Annotated in this window: 17 protein-coding genes and 3 pseudogenes; 12 read left to right on the top strand and 8 right to left on the bottom strand. The window is 55.6% G+C overall.

Going from position 1 to position 23,280, the window contains the following annotated elements:
* Positions 1 to 60: 60 nt before the first annotated feature.
* Positions 61 to 348 carry a TrbM/KikA/MpfK family conjugal transfer protein gene (locus CR155_RS21470; protein ID WP_439650443.1) on the bottom strand — a complete coding sequence of 96 codons (288 nt, stop codon included), beginning with the start codon at positions 346 to 348 and terminating at the stop codon, positions 61 to 63.
* Between the two features lie 34 nt (positions 349 to 382).
* Positions 383 to 433, bottom strand: a complete 51-nt coding sequence (locus tag CR155_RS21225) for a hypothetical protein (protein WP_255399274.1) — start codon at positions 431 to 433, stop codon at positions 383 to 385.
* A gap of 53 nt (positions 434 to 486) precedes the next feature.
* On the opposite strand from CR155_RS21225, the gene CR155_RS21220 reads away from it, so the two are divergent.
* On the top strand, positions 487 to 615 hold the full coding sequence (locus CR155_RS21220; protein WP_255399272.1) for a hypothetical protein: 129 nt from the start codon (positions 487 to 489) through the stop codon (positions 613 to 615).
* A gap of 25 nt (positions 616 to 640) precedes the next feature.
* On the opposite strand, the gene CR155_RS12960 is transcribed toward CR155_RS21220, so the two are convergent.
* Positions 641 to 1,309 (bottom strand): TetR/AcrR family transcriptional regulator, encoded by a 669-nt coding sequence (locus tag CR155_RS12960; RefSeq protein ID WP_102070468.1) that lies wholly within the window; start codon positions 1,307 to 1,309, stop codon positions 641 to 643.
* 216 nt (positions 1,310 to 1,525) lie between these two features.
* Here CR155_RS12960 and CR155_RS12955 point away from each other — a divergent pair, with 216 nt between their 5' ends.
* The 5 genes from CR155_RS12955 to CR155_RS12935 are packed head-to-tail and all read left to right on the top strand — an operon-like array spanning position 1,526 to position 8,036.
* Positions 1,526 to 3,646, top strand: a complete 2,121-nt coding sequence (locus CR155_RS12955) for a hydantoinase/oxoprolinase family protein (protein WP_233214250.1) — start codon at positions 1,526 to 1,528, stop codon at positions 3,644 to 3,646.
* On the top strand, positions 3,643 to 5,382 hold the full coding sequence (locus tag CR155_RS12950) for a hydantoinase B/oxoprolinase family protein (RefSeq protein WP_102070467.1): 1,740 nt from the start codon (positions 3,643 to 3,645) through the stop codon (positions 5,380 to 5,382). Before CR155_RS12955 ends, CR155_RS12950 begins: the two co-directional genes overlap by 4 nt.
* Before the next feature lie 48 nt (positions 5,383 to 5,430).
* Positions 5,431 to 6,435 carry an ABC transporter substrate-binding protein gene (locus tag CR155_RS12945; protein ID WP_233214248.1) on the top strand — a complete coding sequence of 335 codons (1,005 nt, stop codon included), beginning with the start codon at positions 5,431 to 5,433 and terminating at the stop codon, positions 6,433 to 6,435.
* Positions 6,436 to 6,450: 15 nt separating this feature from the next.
* Entirely contained in the window at positions 6,451 to 7,224 is a 774-nt protein-coding gene (locus CR155_RS12940; protein ID WP_102070465.1) for an ABC transporter ATP-binding protein, read from the top strand.
* Positions 7,225 to 7,229: 5 nt separating this feature from the next.
* Positions 7,230 to 8,036, top strand: a complete 807-nt coding sequence (locus CR155_RS12935) for an ABC transporter permease (protein ID WP_102070464.1) — start codon at positions 7,230 to 7,232, stop codon at positions 8,034 to 8,036.
* A 1,065-nt stretch (positions 8,037 to 9,101) separates the two neighbouring features.
* Here the strand turns inward: CR155_RS12935 and kdpE are convergent.
* The 3 genes from kdpE to CR155_RS12915 all read right to left on the bottom strand — a co-directional run bounded on the left by kdpE (position 9,102) and on the right by CR155_RS12915 (position 13,468).
* Positions 9,102 to 9,806, bottom strand: a complete 705-nt coding sequence (kdpE, locus tag CR155_RS12925) for a two-component system response regulator KdpE (RefSeq protein WP_102070463.1) — start codon at positions 9,804 to 9,806, stop codon at positions 9,102 to 9,104.
* A complete protein-coding gene (locus tag CR155_RS12920) occupies positions 9,803 to 11,455 on the bottom strand; it encodes a DUF4118 domain-containing protein (protein ID WP_158238268.1) in 1,653 nt (550 codons plus the stop codon). Before CR155_RS12920 ends, kdpE begins: the two co-directional genes overlap by 4 nt.
* A 135-nt stretch (positions 11,456 to 11,590) precedes the next feature.
* Positions 11,591 to 13,468: a potassium transporter Kup gene (locus CR155_RS12915; protein WP_102070461.1), complete on the bottom strand. Its 1,878-nt coding sequence runs from the start codon at positions 13,466 to 13,468 to the stop codon at positions 11,591 to 11,593.
* A gap of 1,013 nt (positions 13,469 to 14,481) precedes the next feature.
* On the opposite strand from CR155_RS12915, the pseudogene CR155_RS12900 reads away from it, so the two are divergent.
* The 6 genes and pseudogenes from CR155_RS12900 to CR155_RS12875 form a co-directional block, all read left to right on the top strand.
* A pseudogene (locus CR155_RS12900) lies at positions 14,482 to 14,787 on the top strand (DUF3363 domain-containing protein); the annotation flags it as partial.
* A gap of 470 nt (positions 14,788 to 15,257) precedes the next feature.
* Positions 15,258 to 17,021, top strand: a pseudogene (locus CR155_RS12895) (PHA/PHB synthase family protein).
* 102 nt (positions 17,022 to 17,123) lie between these two features.
* Positions 17,124 to 17,564, top strand: coding sequence for a hypothetical protein (locus tag CR155_RS12890; RefSeq protein ID WP_102070459.1), 441 nt, complete (start codon positions 17,124 to 17,126; stop codon positions 17,562 to 17,564).
* Positions 17,565 to 17,575: 11 nt separating this feature from the next.
* The gene (phbB, locus tag CR155_RS12885) at positions 17,576 to 18,322 is read left to right on the top strand and encodes an acetoacetyl-CoA reductase (RefSeq protein WP_102070458.1); all 747 of its coding nucleotides are present in this window, start codon (positions 17,576 to 17,578) and stop codon (positions 18,320 to 18,322) included.
* A 114-nt stretch (positions 18,323 to 18,436) separates the two neighbouring features.
* Positions 18,437 to 19,348: pseudogene (locus CR155_RS12880) on the top strand (bifunctional enoyl-CoA hydratase/phosphate acetyltransferase); the annotation flags it as partial.
* A gap of 22 nt (positions 19,349 to 19,370) precedes the next feature.
* A complete protein-coding gene (locus tag CR155_RS12875; protein ID WP_102070702.1) occupies positions 19,371 to 20,591 on the top strand; it encodes an acetate/propionate family kinase in 1,221 nt (406 codons plus the stop codon).
* A gap of 43 nt (positions 20,592 to 20,634) precedes the next feature.
* On the opposite strand, the gene CR155_RS12870 is transcribed toward CR155_RS12875, so the two are convergent.
* Together CR155_RS12870 and CR155_RS12865 are read right to left on the bottom strand one after the other, a co-directional pair.
* On the bottom strand, positions 20,635 to 22,395 hold the full coding sequence (locus tag CR155_RS12870; protein WP_233214246.1) for an esterase/lipase family protein: 1,761 nt from the start codon (positions 22,393 to 22,395) through the stop codon (positions 20,635 to 20,637).
* Positions 22,396 to 22,691: 296 nt separating this feature from the next.
* Positions 22,692 to 23,280, bottom strand: a 589-nt coding sequence (locus tag CR155_RS12865) for a cytochrome c (protein WP_233214244.1), incomplete at its 5' end; no start/stop codon positions are given.

Here is a 23,280-nt window from a genome sequence, read left to right as displayed (position 1 = left end):
TTTGACCCAGTGCCCGCGCATAGTTGGCCTGCCAACGTAGCGTACCGACAGCTCGTAAGCTCAGGCGTGATCGTTGTAAACGACACAATAGGTGGGCAGTTGGTCGAGTGCGACTGTGGCAAGCGGATGGACTTCATAGACGTTCTGCCTGCTGTCGCCGCCGTAATCACACTTGCGCCATTTGTACGCAGTAGCGGCATAGTTTTGGTTCAAAGATTCGGGATCGCATTTTCCAGCGCCCCGTGAAATGGCGTCGATGCGCTCTGACATTCCTGGGTCGCCGGACGCAGTGCACTGCGACAAAAAAGAAACGGCTCGCTGAGACGGTTGCCGATCAGTCCAAACCATGTTGGTTGTATTTCCTGATGTCGAAGTAGTGGTCCTACGATGGACTGCATTTGCCAGGCCGCAAGCTGACAGACAAGCATAGCATTGCTTCGCAGACCAAACGGGGATGCCGGTGAGGAGGTCAGCAGTATCGGCAGCATGAGTGACGCGAGCCAGGACGCAGGCAAGCTTTGGCGCTCCAGCCCGCAGGGCGAGAAAGGATTGCATGAAGGTGGCTCGGAGGAAGTGGTACGGCAGGTGGCCTTGGAACAGGCCGAGGATGGGTGAGCAGGGCGGTAACGGGTAGACTCGGTCAATCGACGCTATCGCCGCTAAGGTTGCACAAGTAGCTAAGTACCATATCGGGGACGTGCTTCAGCCGGCCATCGACTCGGTCGGGCGCGCCAAGGTCTACATCTAAGACGTACGAAAGCGTGTAGCGGTTGGTGATCGCATAAGACCCCAGGCCCGATATCGATGCGTAAAGGTCGATCCAGTCGGCATCCTCGCGGAACACCCCCTTGGCTTTCCCTTTCTGAAGAATATCGTCGAGAGCCGTTCGCAGCGGATTGAACATCTCCTTGATCTTGACTGACTTTTTTATATGCCGCGCCTTATGGAGGTTCTCATTGGAAAGGAGCTGCAGGAATTCAGGATGCTCTGTGAAGTACTTGACGGTTTGGATAACGAGGGCGCGCATGTCTTCAACCGGATCGTCGCCAACCAGCGCCAGTTCATTTTGTCGTTCGCGCATGGCTCCATACGCATATTCCATTACTTCGATGAACAGTGCCTCCTTGCCGTCGAAGTAGTGATATAGCAAATTCTTGCTTACTCTGCATCGCGTAACAATGGCGTCCACGCGGGCGCCGTCATAGCCTCGCGCCGCGAACTCCTTGTAAGCGGTCATGAGGATGCGTTGGCGCGTCGCACGGGCGTCGCGCGTCCGAGGCTTGCTTGCAGATGCCTGAGTGCCTGACATAGAAACGTCTTTATTGTTGCGGATCTCCCGATAGAAAGCCGAGTGTACACGCTGGCCGCATACGCCTTGCCTTCGCGGGCAAACCCTAATATTGGAATTCTTGACAATGTTTTGGTTGGTGCTTATTGTACTTACTAGTTAGTTAATTGTCAGTTCTGGAACATGGCGTTGCGTGAGCACGAATTCAAGCGGCTGCAGCGAAACGAGGATGGTTGAATGGACACAATGATTGGATCCCGACTCGGCGTACGCGTCGGCTGCGATATCGGCGGCACGTTTACCGACATCGTCTTGGCAATGCCGGACGGTCGTCTTTACGTCAACAAAACATCTTCCACGCCTGATGACCTCGGCAAGGCGATCACCAGCGGGCTGCGCGCATTGATCGAGCAGGCAGGTATCACGCCGGGCGATATAACCGAAATTGTCCATGGAACGACGACTGCGTCCAATACGATTTTGCAGAAGGTTGGTGCGCTGACCGGGGTGCTTACCACGGAAGGCTTTCGCGACGTCCTGGAAATTGGCCGCATTCGCACTCCGACTATGTTCGACTTGGCGTGGCAAAAGCCTGCTCCACTGGCAGCGCGCCGTTATCGAAGAGGAATTAGCGAGCGCATGGCCGCCGATGGCGCCGTCATTACGCCGATAGACCGCTCCGAAGTCAAAGCCGTCGTTCAAGAGATGGTGGACGAGGGCGTCGAGTCGCTCGCAATCTGCTTTCTTAATAGTTACATCAATCCGCAGCATGAGTTCATCGCTCGGGAGGTAGTCGCCGAGCACTTTCCTTCTTTGCTCGTCAGCATGTCGTACGACGTATTGCCAGAAATCAAGGAATACGAACGCACCAGCACGACCGTCGTCAATGCTTACATATTGCCCGCCATGCGTAGTTATCTTGGGCGGCTGAAAGAGGATTTGGAACGCATGGGCGTCAGAGCTTCCCTGCAAATCATGGCGTCCAACGGCGGCATGATGGGCCTCGCTTCGGCGTCTGAGAAGCCTGTATTCGCCGTGGCTTCCGGGCCGGCAGGAGGCGTGGCAGGCGCCGCCCAACTAGGTATAACGGCGAACGAGCGGCAACTTATTGTTTTCGACATGGGCGGCACCACCGCCAAGGCCTCGATAGTGCTGGATGGAGCGCCATCGCTTACCACCGAGTATGAATTTCGTGACGGAATCAGCTCGCCCAGCCGCTTCATAAAAGGCGGGGGTTACGTTCTGAAGGTTCCCGCCATCGATATCGCAGAAGTGGGTGCAGGCGGGGGGTCGCTGGCATGGATCGATGCGGGGGGCCTGCTATGTGTAGGCCCAGCATCGGCCGGCGCTGACCCCGGTCCCGCTTGTTATGGCCGAGGCAACGACCGCCCAACGGTCACAGACGCCAACATGATACTGGGCTATTTGAATCCCGAATCTCTTGCGGGCGGCAGCCTTAAAGTTGATCCCGGGAAGTCGCTGGACGCAATACAAAAACATATTGCCGAGCCCCTGGGGCTGAACGTCATTGCGGCCGCGCACGGTGTTCGCCGTGTTGCGAACGTAAACATGGCGCGCGCCATTCGCGCCGTAACCGTGGAGCGCGGGCGCGATCCGCGCGATATGACCATGGTGGCCTGCGGGGGGGGAGGTCCGCTGCATGCCATTGACGTTGCCAAGCTTCTTGGAATCAGCCGCGTTATCGCGCCCATCATGGCGGGGGTATTCTGTTCAGTGGGAATGCTGACAGCGGATGCCGAGCATCATCTTGTTAGGGCGGTGCTACAAACCTTGGGCGTTGGCGACTTGACGGCCGCCGATGCCGCTGTCGACGATCTCGTTGGACAGGGCAAGGCGATTATGCGTTCCGAGGGTTACGACGCCGACAACGTCGGTATCGCCGTGAGCGCCGACTTGCGCTATGTGGGACAGAGTTCCGAGCTCACGGTACCGGTGGCGGGCCGTTTCAGTTCCGATGGCATGGCCGATATCATCCGGAAAGATTTCAACGCCTTGTACGAAAGCACCTTTGGCTATTGCAGCGACGAACCCGTCGAGCTGGTCAATGTACGGGTCATTGCTTCGGGCCGCAGCGAGAAACGGCTGAAGTTTTCCGGCATACAGGTGGATGCAAGCGCGTTGGCTGGCTCGACGGGGACGCGGCCAGTAAGCTTCGACCCGGACTCGCCACCACGTGAAACGAAAGTCGTTCCGCGATCGGAAATCGGTCCTCTGGGCCAAGCCGGCCCATTGGTCATCGAGTCGTACGACACGACGATAATTGTGCCGCCGGGTTGCACCGCCAAGGCCGACGCCGTAGGAAATATCCTTATAGATATCGAGCTGGAGAACGTATGACAATAGCGATGGATCCAGTCACCTTCGCCGTCGTTAAGAACGCGATGGACGCAATAGTGGACGAAGTAGCCTATACCGTTTTGCGCACGGCGCGTTCAGAGATCGTAAAAGACGTAATGGACTATTCGGCAGCCATTTGCGATCGAAAGGGGCGAATGGTCGCCCAAGCGAAAACTATCGCATTGCACCTCGGTGCTATCCCGGAAGCCATGGAGGAAGTGCTGAAGCGGCACGGAAACGACTTGAAGCCGGGCGATGCAGTCGTCCTGAACGACCCCTACCAAGGAGGTATGCACTTGCCGGATATTTTCATGTTCGTTCCGTTCTTTTATAAGGGTGAACTGGAAGGGTTTTGTGTCGTCATTTGCCACCACACCGACGTGGGAGGGCGGGTTCCGGGCTCCAACGCCAGTGATTCCACCGAAATTTACCAAGAGGGCCTGCGCATACCGGTGCTCAAATTGTATGACGCCGGTAAGGTTAATGAGACGCTGGAAGCGATCATTACCCGCAACGTACGAGTGCCGGACCGCGTACTGGGCGATTTGCGGGCGCAATATGCGGCTTCGAAGGTTGGCGTACGCGAGCTCACCAGCTTGTTCGATCGGTATGGCCGGGAAAGCAGCCGGGCGTATCTTGACGAATTGCTCGATTACGCCGAACGCCTTACGCGGGACGAAATACGCGGTTGGCCTAAGGGTACGTTCACGTTTACCGACTATATCGACGACGATGGCCTATCACCGGAGCCCATACCCATTTGCGTATCGCTTACCGTTCACGATGACCGAATCAGCGTTGACTATACGGGTTCTTCTTCTCAAGTCCGGGGGGCGATCAACTCTACATTGTCCTACACCAAGTCGTGCACTTACCTTAGTGTCCGGTGTGCATTGAAAGGAGACGTACCGAATAACGCCGGCGTCTTCCGATGCGTGGAAATATCCGTTCCGGAGGGTTCAGTGCTCAATCCGCGCGAGCCAGCGGCGGTGGCTGCGCGCGCGTTGACCGGCTATCGCGTGTTCGACACCATGCTGGGCGCTCTTGCTCAGGTGATCCCCGACCGTATTCCCGCGGCGGGCGAGGGCGGCAACACGGTTGTGTGCTTGTCCGGAAAAAAGAAATCCGGCGAGCCTTACATTATTGTGGACATGATTTGTGGAGCTTGGGGCGCGCGTCCCGACAGTGATGGCATCGAAGCGATTACCAACGCTTCGCAGAACCTTTCCAACACGCCGGTTGAAACGATGGAAGCCAAGCACCCCGTTCGAGTGGAGGCGTATGAGCTCGTCACGGATTCCTGCGGTGCGGGGCGGTATCGCGGAGGACTGGGGATTCGGCGCAGTTATCGTTCGCTGACTGAAGACTGCATGCTGCAGTTGCGTGCCGACCGAATGAAGTATCAGCCTTATGGGCTTGCCGGCGGCGGCGCAGCCGCACCAGCGGTGAACGAACTGCAGCGCCAGCACGGCAATGTGGAATCGTTGCCCAGCAAGGTCGGAATGAACATTTCGCGCAACGACCTGGTCATTCACTGTCAGCCCGGCGGCGGCGGCTTCGGCGATCCGCTCGAACGCGATTTTGCCTCGATCAGCCGAGACGTATGGAACCAGAAAATTACGGCTGCCTATGCGCGCGTGCATCATCAAGTCGTCGTCGACGGCGAGACCGGTGCAATCGACCTGGATGCCACCAGCAAGCTGAGGGCTGACGTACTCGCCCCAGCTACCATTTGATGCAAGAGCCATTTCGGTTGGAATAGGGTCCGCCATAAGGAGAAACTCGTGATTATTAAAAATTGCATGTTCAGACGTTTTGCCAGCTATATAATCGGTGCGGCACTTGGCGTGGCCGCATTGAGTTCATGGGCACAAGCCCCCGAGTCGCTTTTAGTACGCCTCGATTTCTCTCCTTGGGGCATGCATGGGGCTATGCATCTTGCGCAAGAAAAAGGCTGGTTCACCGATGTAGGCCTCAAAGTCGAAATACAAGACGGCACCGGCACCATTAATACGCTGCAACTTTTAGCGGCCGGTAAAGTGGATGTGGGGCAGGTATCAGTAGGCACCATGGCGGTAGCGAAAGAGAACGGGCTCGACCTGATTTCCATCGTGGGGTTTGCACGGACGGGCGATTTGGCCGTCATGCTCGATGAAAAGGCGGGGGTCACGTCACCCAAGGATCTTGTCGGCAAGAAGATTGTGTGCTTTACCGCCAGCCCATGGGCGCCCTTTATTCAACCGTTTCTACAAGCCAACGGCTTGAAGAAGGGTGAAGTCGAGGTCGTCATGGTGGCCCCAAGCGCTATGGTGTCGACGTATGCGTCAGAGAACGCCGACGGCTTTATGTCCCAAGCTCCCTTCGGACAGCCGATGGTAAAGAAGACGCGTCCCGCGAATGCGCTATTGCTTGCGGACAGTGGAATCAGCTTTCCGAGTTATGGTCTTGTGTCGACACCGTCCATGATCGAATCGAAGAAAGAAGCCATCAAGAAGCTGGTACAGGTTCAGCTGCGCGCGTGGAATTATATTTATGATGGCAATATCGAGGAGGCAGTCAAGGCAATACTAGCTCAGCGCCCCAACGCGAAACTCGATCCGGACGTACTGCGCGGACAACTGATCGCGTACGAAGCGTTCTTTTCCAGTCCCACACAGGGTAAGGCGCCGATTGGCCAGCAGTTCGACGCAGATTGGCAGGCGGCAATCAATTCGATGGAGCAAACCGGCTTAATCAAAGCCGGCCATAAGCCGTCAGACTACTACACCAACGAACTGCTGAAGAACTGAAATAGGGAATCTACCGTGGCCGGCTTTCTGCAAGCAAAGGAACTCAACAAGGTCTATCACTCAGAACGGGCGCCCGTCCACGCTCTGGAGAACATAGACATCGACATCACAGAAGGCGAGTTCATTTGCATAGTCGGGCCGAGTGGCTGCGGCAAAAGCACGTTACTACGATGCATGGCCGGCCTCGAGCCCATTTCATCGGGCCGGCTGGCATTGCAGGGAAAGGATATCGTCACGCCGCCCAAGAACATGGGCGTCGTATTTCAGCGCGATCTTCTGCTCGAATGGCGTAACGTGCTGGACAACGTCCTTGTTGCGGCGGAATTCCATGGGTACGATGCCCGACAATACAAGGAACGCGCGAAAGAGTTGCTGGCCTTGTTTAGATTGTCTGCGTTTGTCGACCGATATCCCCGTGAATTGTCAGGGGGCATGCGACAAAGAGTTTCGATTTGCCGGGCTTTGCTGACGGATCCTCAATTGCTGCTAATGGACGAGCCCTTCGGGGCGCTTGATCCCTTTACACGAGACGAACTGAATGCCGAGCTTCAGCGGACCTGGCTAGCCACAAAAAAGACAGTCGTCTTCATTACGCACTCGATCACCGAGGCTGTGTATCTCGGCGACAGGGTGTTGATCATGTCCCGCAATCCGGGCCGGGTCGAAAAGATTATTCCCATCGAGCTCCAGAGGCCGCGCGGAGCCGCTGTGCAAGATACGGCCCGGTTTGCTGAATACGTCGTCGATATTCGCGAGACGTTTCGCGAGTTGGGAATCTATAAAGGATAGGCGAGATGAAGCAACTATGGTCGAAAACCGAGAAAAGCAGGCTTATATCGATCACGGTGGCCATACTCCTGGGCATTTGGGAAATCGGGGTTCGGCTAAGCGGTGTGCGCGAATTCCTGCTGCCCCCGCCCTCGAAGATCTTCGTCGAATTCTTTGAGGCGCCCGGGTATTTATTGATGCAAAGCCTCGATACCTTGCAGACCACCCTGGCCGGGTTTGCACTGGCGGTCGTGCTTGGCGTGATCGCCGCGATCGGCATCGTTTCCTCTCGATTCCTCGACCGCACGCTTTACTCCTTGCTTGTGGCCATGAACGCCGTACCCAAGGTGGCCCTGGCACCCTTGTTCGTGATCTGGCTCGGTACGGGTTCAGCCCCGAAGATTGCCGTCGCCATGTTGATCGCCATTTTTCCCATTCTCATCGATACTGTTCTTGGCTTAAGGTCCACCGATCCCGAGATGCTTGACATGGCGCGCGTCAACCAGGCCAGCCCGTCCAAAATATTGTGGAAGCTGCGGTTCCCCAACGCCTTGCCAAGCCTCTTTGCTGGCATGAAAGTGGGCGTATCGTTCGCGCTGGTAGGCACGATCGTTGGAGAATTCGTAGCTGGAGGATCAGGCCTTGGCCACGTAATCCTGGTGGCCCAGGGCAGTTTCGACACACCAACCGTTTTCGTTGCCCTTGCACTGCTATGCTTTTTAGGCGTCGTACTGTTCAAAGCCATAGAGTTGATAGAAGCCCGCATGCTGAGCTGGCACGCATCCCAGCGACACCATTTCGTTGCGACGGCATCAGTGAGCGGCACGAGCTAAATACACCGCCAAATAAATTACGCCGGGACTTTGGCAGGGCTGAGACTGCGTGATATTGACCACGCTAATCCTCATACATTATCGTGCTGTGTCCCGTATTCGGCTTGGAAGGCGGCGTGGTTGCACTCAGCGTGAGCAACACCCACCACCACCGCGATTAGCTACAGCAATCCGCACTATCCAACTAAACATTGGGTTCGAATAAGGATCCAAAGCAGTAAGCAGGCGTTTATTCTCTGCGAGCGTCAATTGAGGGTTTCATCCAGCACCGGGAACCAGGCGGCGGATTGGGTAACTGGATTGGCGGCGGCCCCATACCCCATTCCTTGACGGCTACTGTAAACAAATGGCTCAGCAATGCCAGCTCCAGCTTTACGGTGTTGTTGCTGCGTGAAACTAGCTTATCGTTCTCACCAGGGTCGCCAGCCAGTCGCATGTCGCGGTATTGTGCAGCGATGTCGGCACTCAGGCAGCCAGTGAATACTTGCCAATATATCGAAGCCGGACTGCGCTTTTTTATGCTCAGAAATCCGGGTTGATTCCCGCTTGGTGGGTGTCACTTTCGCCAAATACCGCCTTAGCACCACCTCCAGCGTGATCCGCTCAGCTGGTGCTCGCTGAATATAAACACCCCGTACCATGTCATCCTCGGAACGCCGCGCCCAGTCCTCAGCATCCCGCTTGGTTCTGAGTGTCTTGGACGTGGTCGGCTAGTCCGTCTTTCGAATGACGGCTTTCCAGGTTCCAGAAGGGGCCTTAACAATAGTTGCCATGTGAGTCAATAGTCCGAAAAATACACTCGGCGCTTCACCACTGTACCGAAACTGTACCTAGCTCACAAACTTGGAAAATCCCCCAGCTTTGGGGTAAGAATTGAGACCGCTCTAAAGTTAGGGGTCAACACTCACTGCATCTCAGGAGGGGGGGCATTCCATTGTTAATGGGGTAGAGCCTAAACCCACCACCGCTCATTACTCTGATCTATGACCACATTCACCGTACAGCAGGTTCAACCACTGGAGTGCGATGAGCCTTGCCTGATCGTGACCCTGCCCCTTGGATCAGCTAAGGCCGGTCGCTAATCAGGCGATATCCGATACCGGTCTCAGTCACTATGTGTTGTGGTCGAGCGGGATCGTGTTCCAGCTTTTGCCTGAGGTGCCCCATGTAAATCCGAAGGTAATGGCCTCGGTCCGTATGCCCGGGGCCCCAAACCTCCCGCAGTAATTGTGCATGTGTGAGCATCTTACCGGCGCTTCTCACCAGTACGGTCAATAGTTTGTACTCGATTGGTGTCAGATGTACGTCCTGACCGTTGCGGATAACGCGGCGCTGCATCAAATCAACGACCACCTCCCCAAACTGGAATACTGGTTCGGCTATCTGCGCATCACTACTGGGGCGCTTGCGTAGATGAACTCGAATGCGCGCCAACAGCTCAGCATTACCGAAAGGCTTGGTCAAATAGTCATCAGCACCGGCATCCAAGGCGTTGACCTTTTGGTCTTCATCGCCGCGAGCGGATAGGACAAGAATAGGGAGTGCCGTCCAGCTTCGCAATTGACGGATGACCTCAGTCCCGTCGCGGTCAGGCAAACCGAGATCCAGGATAACGAGGTCTGGCTTTTGCATTGAAACTTCGGTCACACCTTCTCTGGCCGTCGCAGCTTCAATTACAACCATGCCTTCGGCTTGCAATGTCATGCGCAGAAACCGCCGAATTTGCTTCTCATCCTCAACAATGACAATACGAATTGCCCGGTCGCTCATGCGGATCTCGTTCGATCTAACGTGTCGAACTCCGCGCATCCTTCATATGAAGGAGGTGAGCCTAAGGGGAGCGTGAACCAAAAGCGGGCACCGGGTCGGTAACGCTCGTCCACTCCAATACGTCCCCCATGAGCCTCGATAATTGCGCGACAAATCGACAGGCCTAGCCCGGTTCCCGACAGCGTGGATTGCGGATTTGCTTGCACGAATTTTTCAAAAATAGCCTGCTCCAGGCCTACCGGCACACCGGTGCCGCAATCATCAATGGAAACGCGTACGTTGCCGTCGTCCAGCACGGCTGCGATTCGGATCGGAGCGGCTGGACTCGAATACTTGATTGCGTTATCCAGGAGATTGCAAAGTAGCCGTTCAATCAGTACTGCGTCGAAGTGCAGCAATGGCAGCGTCGGGGGAAGTGCCAACTCGATGTTACGATCATCTAGAGCCCGAGATAGCTGACTCAGGGCGCTTCCCACTACCTCCTCAAACATCTGCCACTGCCGATTCAGCTTCAAATTCCCTGTTTGTAGCCGCCCCATGTCGAGCAGGTTCGTCACGAGCTTGTTCATCCGATACGCCTCTTGCTGTATCGCTTCTATAAGCTCTGCGCGTGTCTGGTCTGAAAGTGTCGACTGTTGCGTTGCGAGGGTGCTCGACAGGCCGATAATGGCCGTAAGTGGCGTACGTACGTCATGCGAGACTGCGCTGAGCAATGCATTACGGAGCCGCTCAGATTCCACGGAAACCAGCGCGTCTTTTGCCAGTTCAACGAAATGCAGGCGTTCCAAAGCCAAGGCAATTTGCGTGGCACACGTTTGCAGTAGACGCTGCTGTTCCGGCAAAAGCAGCCGCCGGGCGTCATCGGTCATGACTACGAGGACACCCCTGACTTGCGTCGGCGCCCGTAAGGGCAGGAATAGCGCTCGAGCGGAGATCTTCACGCTGTCTGGATTAGAAAGCGGCTGACTATCAAATACCGCTTGTGCACTGTGAAGTGCGACAGGCGAAATAGACGCGCGAGCGTCGTCGTTTGTGTCGGCAGGCCACAACTTTCCGTGTGCATCAGGCAGGAGCAGCACGACGCCAGACTGAAACATGGCGTTGGCATGGTTGGTGGCTACGGCAGCGATCTGCTCGTTCGTTATGGCGACAGACAGCGCTTTGGACAGCTCGAACAGTTCATTGGCTCGTTGCTCGCGATAATGTGAGATCGTTACCTGCCGGCGCAGATTTGCCGCCAGACTACTGATGATCACAGCCACTGCGAACATGACCCCGAGCATAAATAGATACTGAGTGTCCGCCACGGTAAGCGATTGGTATGGCGGGACCAAGAAAACGCCGAAGACCAGGACGGATAAAATCGACGCAAAAACACCCGGACCGAGACCGAACCGAACAGCCACAAGTACCACCGCAAGCAGATACACCATGACGATGTTTGCCAAATCGAGCAAACCTCGGATGGGCAATGCCAATAGGGTGGCGACCAAACACGCGCCGATCGCCCACTTGAAACCGGAGAACCGCCCAGAGCTACCGGGCAATTGAGCGGCAGGCAAACCAAACGACAACTGTTTGGCCAGGTCTTTGTCGATGCCAGTCAGCGTCGCCAGGCTTTTGCGTATCCGGTTGCGCGTGCTGAGCATAGTATTCGCCGGTGATAAATGACTTGATGTAGGCTTCGTCGGACCCGTGTCCGAATGGTGGGGCTGTTCGGGATTGCCTACCATTCTAAGCGTTTAAAGAGATTGCTCCACTGTCTTGTAGGCCAATACTTGCCCTCAGATCTCGATCTGCGCGCCCAGCTCAATAACGCGATTGGTTGGAAGACGGAAAAAGTCAGCTGCATCGCGCGCGTTTCGAGACATGGCTGCATACAGCGACTCTCGCCATAAGGCCATACCACTGCCAATACTTGGAATCACTGTCTGGCGCGCGATAAAGTAGGACGTCTCCATCGGTTCGAACGCCAAACCTTGTTGCTTGCATAGTTGGAGCGCCTGCGGGATATTTCTGTCGTCCTTGAACCCGAAGTACACGTTGATCTGGTAACACTCGTGCCCGAGCGGTTCGACCGCCACACGCTCAGACTGTGCAATTTGCGGGATGTCGGCGTTGAAGACCGTCAGAAACACAGTACGGTCATGAAGCACCTTATTATGGAGCAGATTGTGAAGCATTGCATGCGGAACGCCGTCGCCTTCTGCGCGAAAAAAGATAGCGGTGCCCGGCACTCGATGAGGTGGGCTTAAAAAGAGTGACTGCAGAAAACTCCCAAGCGGGATCGCATGCTTTTTCAAGTTCTCAAACACCAGTTCCCGACCGGTATTCCAAGTCAGCATGATAAAGACCATGGTCGCACCAAGTGCCAACGGAAACCATCCTCCATGTAGCAGTTTCAGCGCAGTGGCGGAAAAGAACGCGAAGTCGATGATAAGAAAGAATCCCGTTGCCGCCCAGCATAGCAGCAGGTTGTAGCGCCATTTATAGCGGATGACGAAGAATGTCAGTATTGTTGTCATCAACATCGTGACGGTCACGGCAATCCCGTACGCCGCAGCCAGGTTAGTCGACGAACCGAAACCCACAACCGCTAAGATCACCACAATACATTGCATCCAGTTGACAGCCGGGATGTAGATTTGGCCTATTTCGCGCTCAGACGTGTACAGCACCCGCATGCGCGGCAGAAAGCCGAGTGCTATGGCTTGCTGCGTCATTGAAAACGTGCCTGAGATTGTTGCCTGCGATGCAATGACGGTAGCCATCGTCGCCAGAACCACCAAGGGGTAAATGCTCCATGGCCCCAGCTGTTGATAGAACGGATTGGAAATCGCCTCAGGGTTCGATAACAAGAGTCCCCCTTGCCCAAGGTAATTCAGTGCCAATCCGGGGAAAACAACCAGGAACCACGCGAATCGAATAGGCTTTCGCCCAAAATGCCCCATGTCCGCATAGAGGGCTTCGGCACCAGTAAAAGCAAGTACAACTGCGCCTAGGGCGACAAACGCCAGCCAGCCGTTTTGAGCAAGAAAGCTCACCGCATGGAGTGGATTGAGCGCAGCCAGAATGGACGGATTGGCAACGATGTTAACGATGCCCATTAGCCCGAGCGCGATGAACCAGAGTAAGACGATGGGGCCAAACCATTTTCCGATTCCGGCGGTACCGCGTCGCTGCAGCATATATAGTGCGACCAATACTGCTACGGTCAACGGAACCACGTAAGGCTTTAATGCAGGGGTGGCGATCTCAAGTCCCTCGATAGCCGACAACACTGAGATGGCCGGGGTGATAACGCCATCACCATAAAACATAGCAGCGCCGATCATCCCAATTAATAGAACAGGGTGGTACCACTGCGACTTGCGGGAGACGGCAGACAGGGCAAGCGCCGTGAGCGCCATGATTCCGCCTTCGCCGCGGTTATTAGCGCGCAGAACCAACACTACATATTTGAGCGAAACAATAATGATGAGCCCCCAAACAATTAGGGAAACGACGCCGAACAGATTGGCTTCACTGAGTGCCAGGCCGTGTTCCGCCGAGAACACCTCTTTCATTGTGTACAGTGGACTGGTACCGATATCGCCGTAGACGACGCCCAAGGCACCCAATGTGAGTATGGCGACGGGGCTTTTTTGAGGATGGGGAGTCAAGGTTTACCTGTGCTGTATTAACTGGGCGAGCATTACCGTGCGCTGATGGCGCCGTCCTGGCCCTGATATCAATGCAAGCTACGAGTGCCTGCACCAAACAATTAGCTAGAGTTGGCTGAAGGAGGCAATTCACGTGATAGCCGACCAAGCATTAATGTCATTGTGAGGTTCGAAGCTCCACAATTTACCCATTTCGGCGTAAAAAAACCGTAAAGATTTCAATGGCAGGGTGATTAAGATTTCGCAAGAGTGCGCCTCCGAGTCGTTCTTATTGGACGCGCTGAAGATGGCCACCTCTTCCCGGTATACGTTGTTTCACAAGCCGACCATATCCTGGATGCAAGCTTGTCGCTCATCCAGTTCTTGCACTGCCACTCACGCCAACCCATAGTGGCGTGCTGATGTCATACCACGCATCATTGGCCAGTCAGCCGGTCGCCTTGCCCGGGGCTACTTCAAGCGCGCTAAAGCATCGACTCGGTCTGCAACAGCCTGGGAGGCTGCAACCAAATCTGTGGCGATACGATCATCGACGTTTAAGTCGCCCTCGTACTCACCCAGGTTACGGATGTTGTGACACTTGTCGAGAACGCGCCAGACTGCTGGGCCAGGATTCAGCGTGTGCGGCAATAGTTGGAACACGACATATCGGCTGCTGGAGCGATAGCCATGTCAGCGTAAAGCAGCCAGGCACAACGCGTGGGCAGCGTTATAGGCCAGATCGAAGCGGCTTTCTCGGCCCGCAATGGCCTGCCTGGGCCGCTCAGATTTTCAAACGCTGAGGTCACTGTCTTCCCCTAATATCCGGATCTTGGGTTGCCCCATGACACGAGTCAGAAACGACTCCTGGTTCGCAATGCGTTTTCGAAACTTAGCCCTCGACAGAATCGTTGGATTAACCTGGCGGCCAAGGGCCGCGCTTGCGTCTTCCAGCGCAGTGAAGAGTTCGCCGTAGCTGATCTCGTCACTAACCACCATTAGTTCAATGTCGCTGCTGGCAGTATCCGTTTTCTTTGCGACGGAACCTGCGGGCCACCTTGCGCAATCGGGAGTTGACGCAGGCCGCGAAGGACATTGCGGACGACACCGGCCTGGAGCATCGCCCTGTGGCCGACGGCCAGCGCGTGGCCGGCATCTACCGGCGTAGCGTGATGCTCGCCAGTGGGCGTTTTGCCATGCTGGACAATGGCCTGGGATTCAGGCTGGTGCCATGGAAACCGGTGATTGAGCAACGGATAGGACAGCAAGTCGCTGCGACGGTTCATAAGGGATCTATTTCATGGGAGCTTGGAGTCCACCGAGGCATATCAATCGGATAGATTCCAGGCTTTGATGCTCGACTTACGCGCACAGGTGACGCTGCTACATCACGCTCTCGTCCGAACCTACGTACCCTCCCTCCCAATGTTTGATATAGCGCAGCGCTGTAAGTAGGTTGGCGTAGCTGAGCAGCTAAGCCGACTGAGTTTTGCTGTGTCAGTAGTTGCGCAATCAGCACCTAAAAGTGGCCGGTGGGCTTGAAGAGAACATGAGTCGTCATACCCACAGCGTCCTGAGCAGTCGAGGCTTGAGGATTAGATATCGCTAATTAGGCCCACTGCTTTGGCAATTGTCGAAGATTGAATAGTCGTTGGGCCAGTTGAGCCCGCGTGTTCTATGTCGTAAAGCTGCCGTCAGCTCGTTCCTTGCGAAATGTCAAGCCGAAACGCGTGCCAAGCCTGATTTTGAGATTGCCTCAACCCGTCGAAGTAAGTAATATATCACTTACTTATTGGGGAGTGATACTGAGATGGCCGATGCGATCGCAATTAACACGTCTGAACCAACGGTAAACAGCCTGCCAGATGCTCTCGATTCCCTGGCGCACACGGGGCTGGCGCGCCTCACGCGCGGGCTGTCGCCGACGGCAGGCTTGCTGGCGTGGCATGATTGGGCGATCCATCTTGCGATATCGCCAGGCAAGCAGCGCAAGCTGCTGGACAAAGCGCTGGATAAGCAGCAGCGCTTTACCCGATATGCGCTGCGAGCAACGGCCACGCCTCACTGCACAAAATGTGTCGAACCCCTGGAGCAAGATCGCCGCTTTGTCGATCCTGCTTGGCAGCAATGGCCCTTTAACCTGATCCACCAGGGTTTTCTGCTTCAACAGCAATGGTGGCACAACGCAACGACGGGCGTGCGCGGCGTATCACGCCATCACGAAGACCTGGTTACCTTTGCCGGTCGTCAGTGGCTTGATATGTGGTCGCCGGTCAACTTTCCGTAGACTAACCCCGAGGTCTTGCAGGCAACCGTACATGCGGGTGGCGCAAACCTCTGGCGCGGGGCAATGAACTTTCTCGAAGACGCGCGGCGCCAGGCTTTGAATGAACCGCCTTTCGGAACAGAGGCTTTCGAGGTCGGCAAGGACGTGGCCGTCACGCCGGGCAAGGTGGTTTATCGTAATCACCTGATCGAATTAATACAGTACGCCCCCATGACGCCCAAGGTGCATGCCGCGCCGATACTGATCATCCCTTCATGGATCATGAAGTACTACATTCTCGACCTGTCGCCACACAACTCGATGGTCAAGTACCTCGTTGACCAGGGCCACACGGTTTTTATGGTTTCTTGGAAGAATCCCGGCCCTGCCGACTGTAATCTGAGCATGGAAGATTACCGACGACTCGGCGTCATGGACGCGCTCAATGCGGTCACGTCTATCGTGCCGGAGCAAAAAGTGGACGCGGTCGGATACTGTCTGGGCGGGACTCTGCTTTCAATTGCCGCCGCTGCCATGGCGCGTGACGGCGACGAAAGATTGCGCAGTCTCTCGCTGCTGGCGGCGGGAGTCGACTTTCGTGAACCCGGCGAGCTGTCGCTGTTCATAGACGAGAGCCAGCTTGCCTGGCTGGAATCACTCATGTGGGACAAAGGCTATCTGGATGGCGAGCAGATGGCGGGAGCCTTTCAGCTACTCAATTCGAACGACTTGATCTGGTCGCGACGTATGCGCGAATACCTGTTGGGTGACCGTCAGTCGCTATTCGACCTGATGGCCTGGAACGCCGACACCACGCGTCTGCCGTTTCGCATGCACAGCGAATATCTCAGGCGCCTGTATCTTAACAACGACTTCTCGGAGGGACGCTACGACGTTGACGGCAGGCCGGCGGTACCCAGTGATATCCGCGCACCGATTTTTGCCGTCGGTACCGTCCGTGATCACGTGACGCCCTGGCTGTCTGCGTACAAGATCCATCAATTAAGTAGTGGTGCCGACGTAAGTTTTGTGCTCACCAGCGGGGGACACAATGCGGGGGTGGTAAGCGAGCCGGGCCGCCCCCGACGCAGCTTCCAGATATCCACGCGCAAGGCCGGCGAGCGCTATACCGATCCGCAGAGCTGGCGTACCGACACGCCGCTCCAAGAAGGCTCATGGTGGCCAAGCTGGCAAAAGTGGCTCTCCGGGCGCTCTTCGGGGCGCGTGGCGCCACCGTCCATGGGGGAAAAAGCAGCGGGATATGCGCCGATCGCCGATGCGCCTGGTACCTACGTCATGGAAAGATAAAGGTCAGAGTGCGCATAACGGCTGACTGGCGCAAACACGATTTGCCCATCGGGTGAGCTGGCTTTGTATTCGATTAAGGTTTACCAGACCAAGGAGGTCATAATGAGCACCGAAACTTTTTCCGTCAATCTCTATAAAACCAACCTCGAACTGCAGTTGCGCATCCTGCAACTGTTGCAAGACAGCCGGCGACGCTGGCTGGAGGCCGCACAACAGCGCAATACCGATGCCATGGCGACGACCAAGACTGAAATTGAAGGTTTGTCGCAGGTGGTGAATTTGCAGTCGTTTGGGACGCTGCCCGCTGATACGGTTGGGCGCTTGTTTCAGGCCGGTATGAGCAGCACGCAAACAATGAACAAAATAGCCATTAAGAACCAGACAGAGTTTACCGCTGGTCTCCAGCAGGCTCTTCAGGATTGGCAAAAGGTAGTGACTCAGCTTTTGGGCAGCAGTGCAAATTTCGCTCCATGGTTGCCAAGCAGTATGTCGTTGGCTGGTAAATCAGCTGCGGCTGCAAAGCAAAAAAAGACTGCGGAATAGGGAATGATCATATGAGCGAGCAAAAGCGCACCGCACTGGTGACCGGTGGTAATCGGGGTCTGGGCGAGGCGATTGCCTGGGCACTGCATGATGCCGGCCACGAAGTGATCATCACGCATACGCCGGGCAATCACAAGGCTGCCGATTGGGTTAAGGGACTCGCCGCACAAGACATGCATTTTTCAGCCTATAGCGTGAATGTTTCCGTCTACGAGTCCGTGCAGGAATTGGCCCGCAACATTCATGCTGACGGTCGGCAAGTGGACATTCTTGTCAATAATGCGGGCATTACCCGAGACGCTACCCTGCGTAAACTCGATAAAGCCAACTGGGATCTGGTGCTTCGCACCAATCTGGACTCCATGTTCAATGTCACCAAGCCTTTTGTTGAAGCAATGATGGAACGGGGCTGGGGGCGCATAATCAATATCTCTTCGATTAACGGTAGCAAGGGGCAGTTCGGCCAGACCAACTATTCGGCGGCCAAGGCGGGAGTGCACGGCTTTACCATGGCGCTTGCGCAAGAAGTTGCGCGCAAAGGTGTCACCGTAATTACCGTCGCACCAGGCTACCTTGCCACCGAGATGCTGGCAGCCGTTCCCGAAGAGACTCTGCAGCGTATCATCAGCGCAATCCCCGTGGGTCGTCTGGGACAACCAGCCGAGATCGCGGCGCTGGTGGCGTTCATTGCCAGTGATGCCGCCGCTTTCATGACCGGCAGCAAAGTTTCCATGAACGGCGGCCAGCATATGCAATAGCATCGTCGATGGTACATGCAGCCCTTCTCTATCGCGTAAAACGAAAATAACTTTATGACTGATGCGGACTCACGCTCATCTCAATCCGGCACAATGCCAAGCAACACAATACGCGGCACCCAGCGCCTAATCGAGCATGTACGCGATATGCAGGCCGTTCGCATGGCGGTGGCGCACCCTTGTGATGCTCTCAGCCTGTCCGGCGTGATCGATACGCGCAACGCCGGCATCATTTCGCCGGTGTTGGTGGCGCCTCAGGCCAAACTGCGCTCCATCGCAAAAGAGGCCGGCATCGACCTTGCCGGCTGCGAGATCATCGATGTGCCGCACAGCCATGCCGCCGCTGCCACCGCGGCAAAGATGGCTGGTCAGGGTGAAGTCGAGGCCTTGGTGAAGAGCAGCCTGCACACCGACGAATTTCTGCGCGCGATCCTTTCAGCCTGTGCCGGGCTGCATATCGAACGCCGCATCACCCATTGCTACGTGATGGAAACCGCTGCCTATCCACGCCCATTCATCATTACTGATGCCGCTGTCAATGTCGCGCCAACACTGGAAGACAAAGCCGATATCATACGTAATGCCATCAGTTTGACGCATGCACTGGGCGTGGCCGAACCAAAGGTGGCGATTCTTGCCGCAGTGGAAACCATCAACCCGCGCATGCAATCAACGCTGGATGCGGCCGCACTGTACAAAATGGCTGATCGCGGCCAAATTAAAGGCGGCTTGCTCGATGGACCGCTAGCTCTTGACAATGCCGTCTTGCCAGATGCTGCTCGGGTCAAGGGGATCCATTCGGCAGTTGCGGGCCAGGCCGATATTCTGGTCGTGCCTGATTTGAAGAGTGGCAATATGCTGGCCAAGCAGTTGGAGTTTCTTGGGCAGGCCGACAGCGCCGGTATCGCCATGGGCGCGCGAGTACCTATCGTGCTGACCAGTCGGGCCGATTCCAGCCAGACACGCCTGGTATCTTGCGCCATCGCCATCGCCATGGTCGTGGATGGTGGTTATACCGCCGCCTGATCTCACTGTACAAGGTTTGCTTATGTCCGGCGATTTGATCCTCGTTCTTAATTGCGGCTCTTCCAGCATCAAGTTTGCGCTGTTCGAGGCGCGCTCCGAGGCGCTGGCGCGCCGACCCCTGTGGAACGGCAAGGTGCAAGGTATTGGCGGGCCGACACCAGACTTTGGCGAAACCAGCATACCGGTTCGCCGCGTTCAGCTGGATGCCGAACATCCATACACGGCCGCCTTGCAGTTGATCCGCGAGCAGGTAGATCAGAGACTGCAAGGTCGGCGTCTTGTTGCGGCGGCACACCGCGTGGTGCATGGCGGAAAACGCTATTTTTCTCCGACCCTGGTTACTGCGGAAATCATCGACGATATGCGCAGCTATATTCCCTTGGCTCCTTTGCACCAGCCGTTCCCGCTTGAAGCCATGGGCGTCTTGCTTGCTCAGCACCCCGAGCTGCCACAGGTCGCCTGCTTTGACACCGCCTTCCACCATGATCTGCCGTTAGTGGAACAAATCTTGCCTCTGCCATATTCAATCTGGAAGCAGGGCTTGCGCCATTATGGATTTCACGGTCTTTCCTACGAATATATGACCCATGTCCTGCCCGAGCGATACGGTGATCTTGCTCAGGGTCGGGTGATTGTTGCACACCTGGGCAGCGGTGCCAGCCTGTGCGCGATGCAAGGGCTCCAAAGCGTGGCGACAACAATGGGTTTTTCTGCCCTGGACGGCCTGATGATGGGGACTCGCACGGGCGCACTCGATCCGGGTGCAGTGCTGTACCTGATGGAGATCGACAAGCGCTCGCTGCAGGACGTCGGCCACATGCTCTATCACCAATCCGGCCTGCTGGGTGTTTCGGGCCTCTCATCCGAACCGCGCGTGATCGTGCAGCATGAAAACGACCCCGGTGAAAGGGGCGTGCGAGCACAGCTTCCCCTGGCCCTGGCGCTTTATGTGCGTCGTATTGTGCGCGAGATTGGCGCCTTGACGGCGGTGCTGGGCGGGCTGGATTTGCTGGTTTTTACCGCCGGCGTCGGCGAACACAATGCGTTTGTACGCGAGCGCGTATGCCGTGATCTCGCTTTTCTGGGCGTCGAGCTCGACGACGACGTCAATGCCGGCAATGCCGGCAATGCCGCACTGATTTCCACGCCCGATAGCCGGGTGCGAGTGGCCGTGGAGCCTACCAACGAGGAATGGGTTGTCGCGCAACATGCACTGATGCTGCTGAGTAAGCCGCAGATGTAAAGTGGGCGAGGCTTGTAGATCCAGACGCAGCTCAGGCACCTCATCAATGCTCCCGGGGCACAACTGCTCGACGGTGTGCCGTGATGTCTTCTCGCAGAATCCGCCGAACTTCCAGGATCGAGGCGGCGGCCTCTTGCACGCTATGTCCATAGATAATGATTTTTTCGGACACAGCGTCTGTCAGATGAGAACTGCTATAGGGCACAAGGCCGTCGTCGGAGTCTTCAAGCGACCCAGCCGTGGATGATCTGGCAATGATGGAGTGGTAGAACACTTGATCTGAGATCGGCAAGTCAACGGCCGCTTTAATAAATGGATCCCGCTCATCTAGGTTGTCAATGCTGTTTGGAACGCCTACTAAAATGCGATCGCCTGATTCGGAACTGGCCATGGCACTGGCGTGTAGCGCGTCACCGATGTTCTCAAGGGCCGTCAAGGGCAGCCGTATCAATCCAGACAACCAGCGAGCAGGCCTATAGCCAGCGACGGCCGTGCCACGGTGTGGTGTCGCGATAAAAACAGTGCGAGTCACCCCAGGGAAAGGCTGAAAGCGTAGTATTGGGCCCAGTAAAGAATGGGTGAAATCCGTGGCATTCATATTAATTCTGGAGTCGGTGAGTGCCCAGTCCCTTAACTCATGCCTTGCCGAGGACACCATCAGTCGCGCAATCAAGCCGCCCATACTATGCCCGACTATAACCAGGCCACGTGACGCTACCGCCTGCCCATGCGGATCGAAATTACGTAATGTTTCCTGAAGCAACTGACGTATCGTTGCATGATTGACAATAACCGGCATATTCGTTGGGTAGGAAACTAACCAAACCTGAAACTCACGCCGTAGATCTTCGTCTCCTAGAATTTCGTTGGTCATATTGACCCAGGCTTCTGGGCTGCTAGCCAACCCATGTAACATCAGAATGATTCGACGATCAGGATCATATGGTTGCATCATATAGACGTGGGGGTGCTCAATTCCGTGCTCACGCCCGAATAGAGTGTGCAGCGATTGTCTGCTGAAGCCTGAGCGAGCGAGCCATAATCCGTAACCTGCGGTGAAATTGCCGGCCAGCGGTACGCGGTGGCCATGCAACATCAATTGGCTCTCGACAAGTGGGTCGTGGACGCTGACAGTGACCTCACGGACATGAACTAATTCATCCAAGTCTTTCGCATCAAAACTGAACACTGCAGTCATGTTCGGCGAAGGCATCTCACTCCATGGAGGAGCACGCATTCGACTTCGATTGGCGTCTTTTGATCCGGAACTTGATGCTGTATTGCGAGTATCGTCGCGTGGCGACGACTTATGATCCATCACTGCTACTAATTCCGCACCGAACCCATCTCGGCGGTAGATGCTGTGCAGGCCCTGAAAGGCCAATGAGGATGTTGGTATGAGTTCCTGCGGAAAGGTAACGCCTTCTGGCTGGCGTGCATCGAATTTGAGGTGTGCGGTCCAGCCGTCTATGTTGACGGTATTGACCTTGTCACTTGTTGTAATGCGCGCCTGTGTAGAGAGCCCCTTGAATAATTGCGTAATTGCCTGCTGCACCGTATAGTTGTACCAATCGCGAACCTGGGTCTGACGATTTTCGAACGCGCGCTCGTCGGGTGTCCTTCGGGTAAAGAAGAGATAAGCATAGGCATAGCGCGCGGCTTCCATCCAGGGCGCGAGGGTGGCTACGCTATCGCCAGCATGCGCGGCTGTTGTATGCATGGTTATGGCCCGCTGTAGCCAAAGCTCGGCAAGTGCCGATAGTTTGCGCTCATCTGAGATGTCTTTCGTATTAGTCAATGCCAATGTGCAATCTAAGGGCAAGTGGGTAACGCACTCATCCACATTTAAGCCGGCCACGCGAATGGTTTGGGTGGTTAGAGCGCTGAGTTGACGAGAGACAAGAATGTCTCCGCGTTGTAGTGTGATGTACTCATTTGGCGTTATCGGCCTTACCGTCACTGATGGCTCGAAGTTATTAAGTATTGCGCAACTGCTGAGACTGGCAACAATAAAAGGTAAGGTGCAAAGTCGTAGCAGTAGCCTATCGTGTGCACGGTTCATGATATGGATGATGTGCTGTGCCCTGAGGCCCAGTCAGATCAGCGCTTTCCATAAAAGTGCTCCTGGAACGGTTTGCGAAACTCTTGATGGCAACTCAAACAGCGCTGTTGCATCTCGCTAAATGCCACAATCACCTCCTGGCCATCGCCGCGCGTTGCAGCTTCGCCCATGGGGGTGGCGGCATCCTGAACTTGTCCATCAAAACCTCGGAATTTTCCGGCATCAGTTCCAAGCCAAGCGAGGATGCGCAGTTTTTCCGCTATAGGCGGCTCGGGGTGGCGACCGATTTTCGGAGCAAGCTGGGCCACTAAGCCCCAATTTTCCTCCGAAATAGCTCCCGTCACCGCTTGCATGTCGCGTCCAAGCTGTTGCATCACGTCGTGCAAGGCCATTCGTTTTTCCGATTCTGCTGCTTGGGCTGGGAAAATTGCTATGAGGATGACTAGTGCGACGGTCATCACGATGGCAGCGATCGAAAGACTTTTTTGGTTGTTCATGAGGTAAGTGATCCAGCAAGCACATCCTTGTCGGGTTTCGATGAAAGGCGCAACCTTCAGTCTGTTCAATTTCGGAGCAGGCAGATATGTCGAAGGGAATGCAATACTGGTCGGATCACTTAGCAGCCAT

It is taken from the genome of Pollutimonas nitritireducens, assembly GCF_002849615.1.
Classification (GTDB): Bacteria; Pseudomonadota; Gammaproteobacteria; order Burkholderiales; family Burkholderiaceae_B; genus Pollutimonas; species Pollutimonas nitritireducens.
The sequence above is the reverse complement of the archived record's forward strand: the minus strand, read 5'-3'. Positions and strand labels throughout refer to the sequence as shown.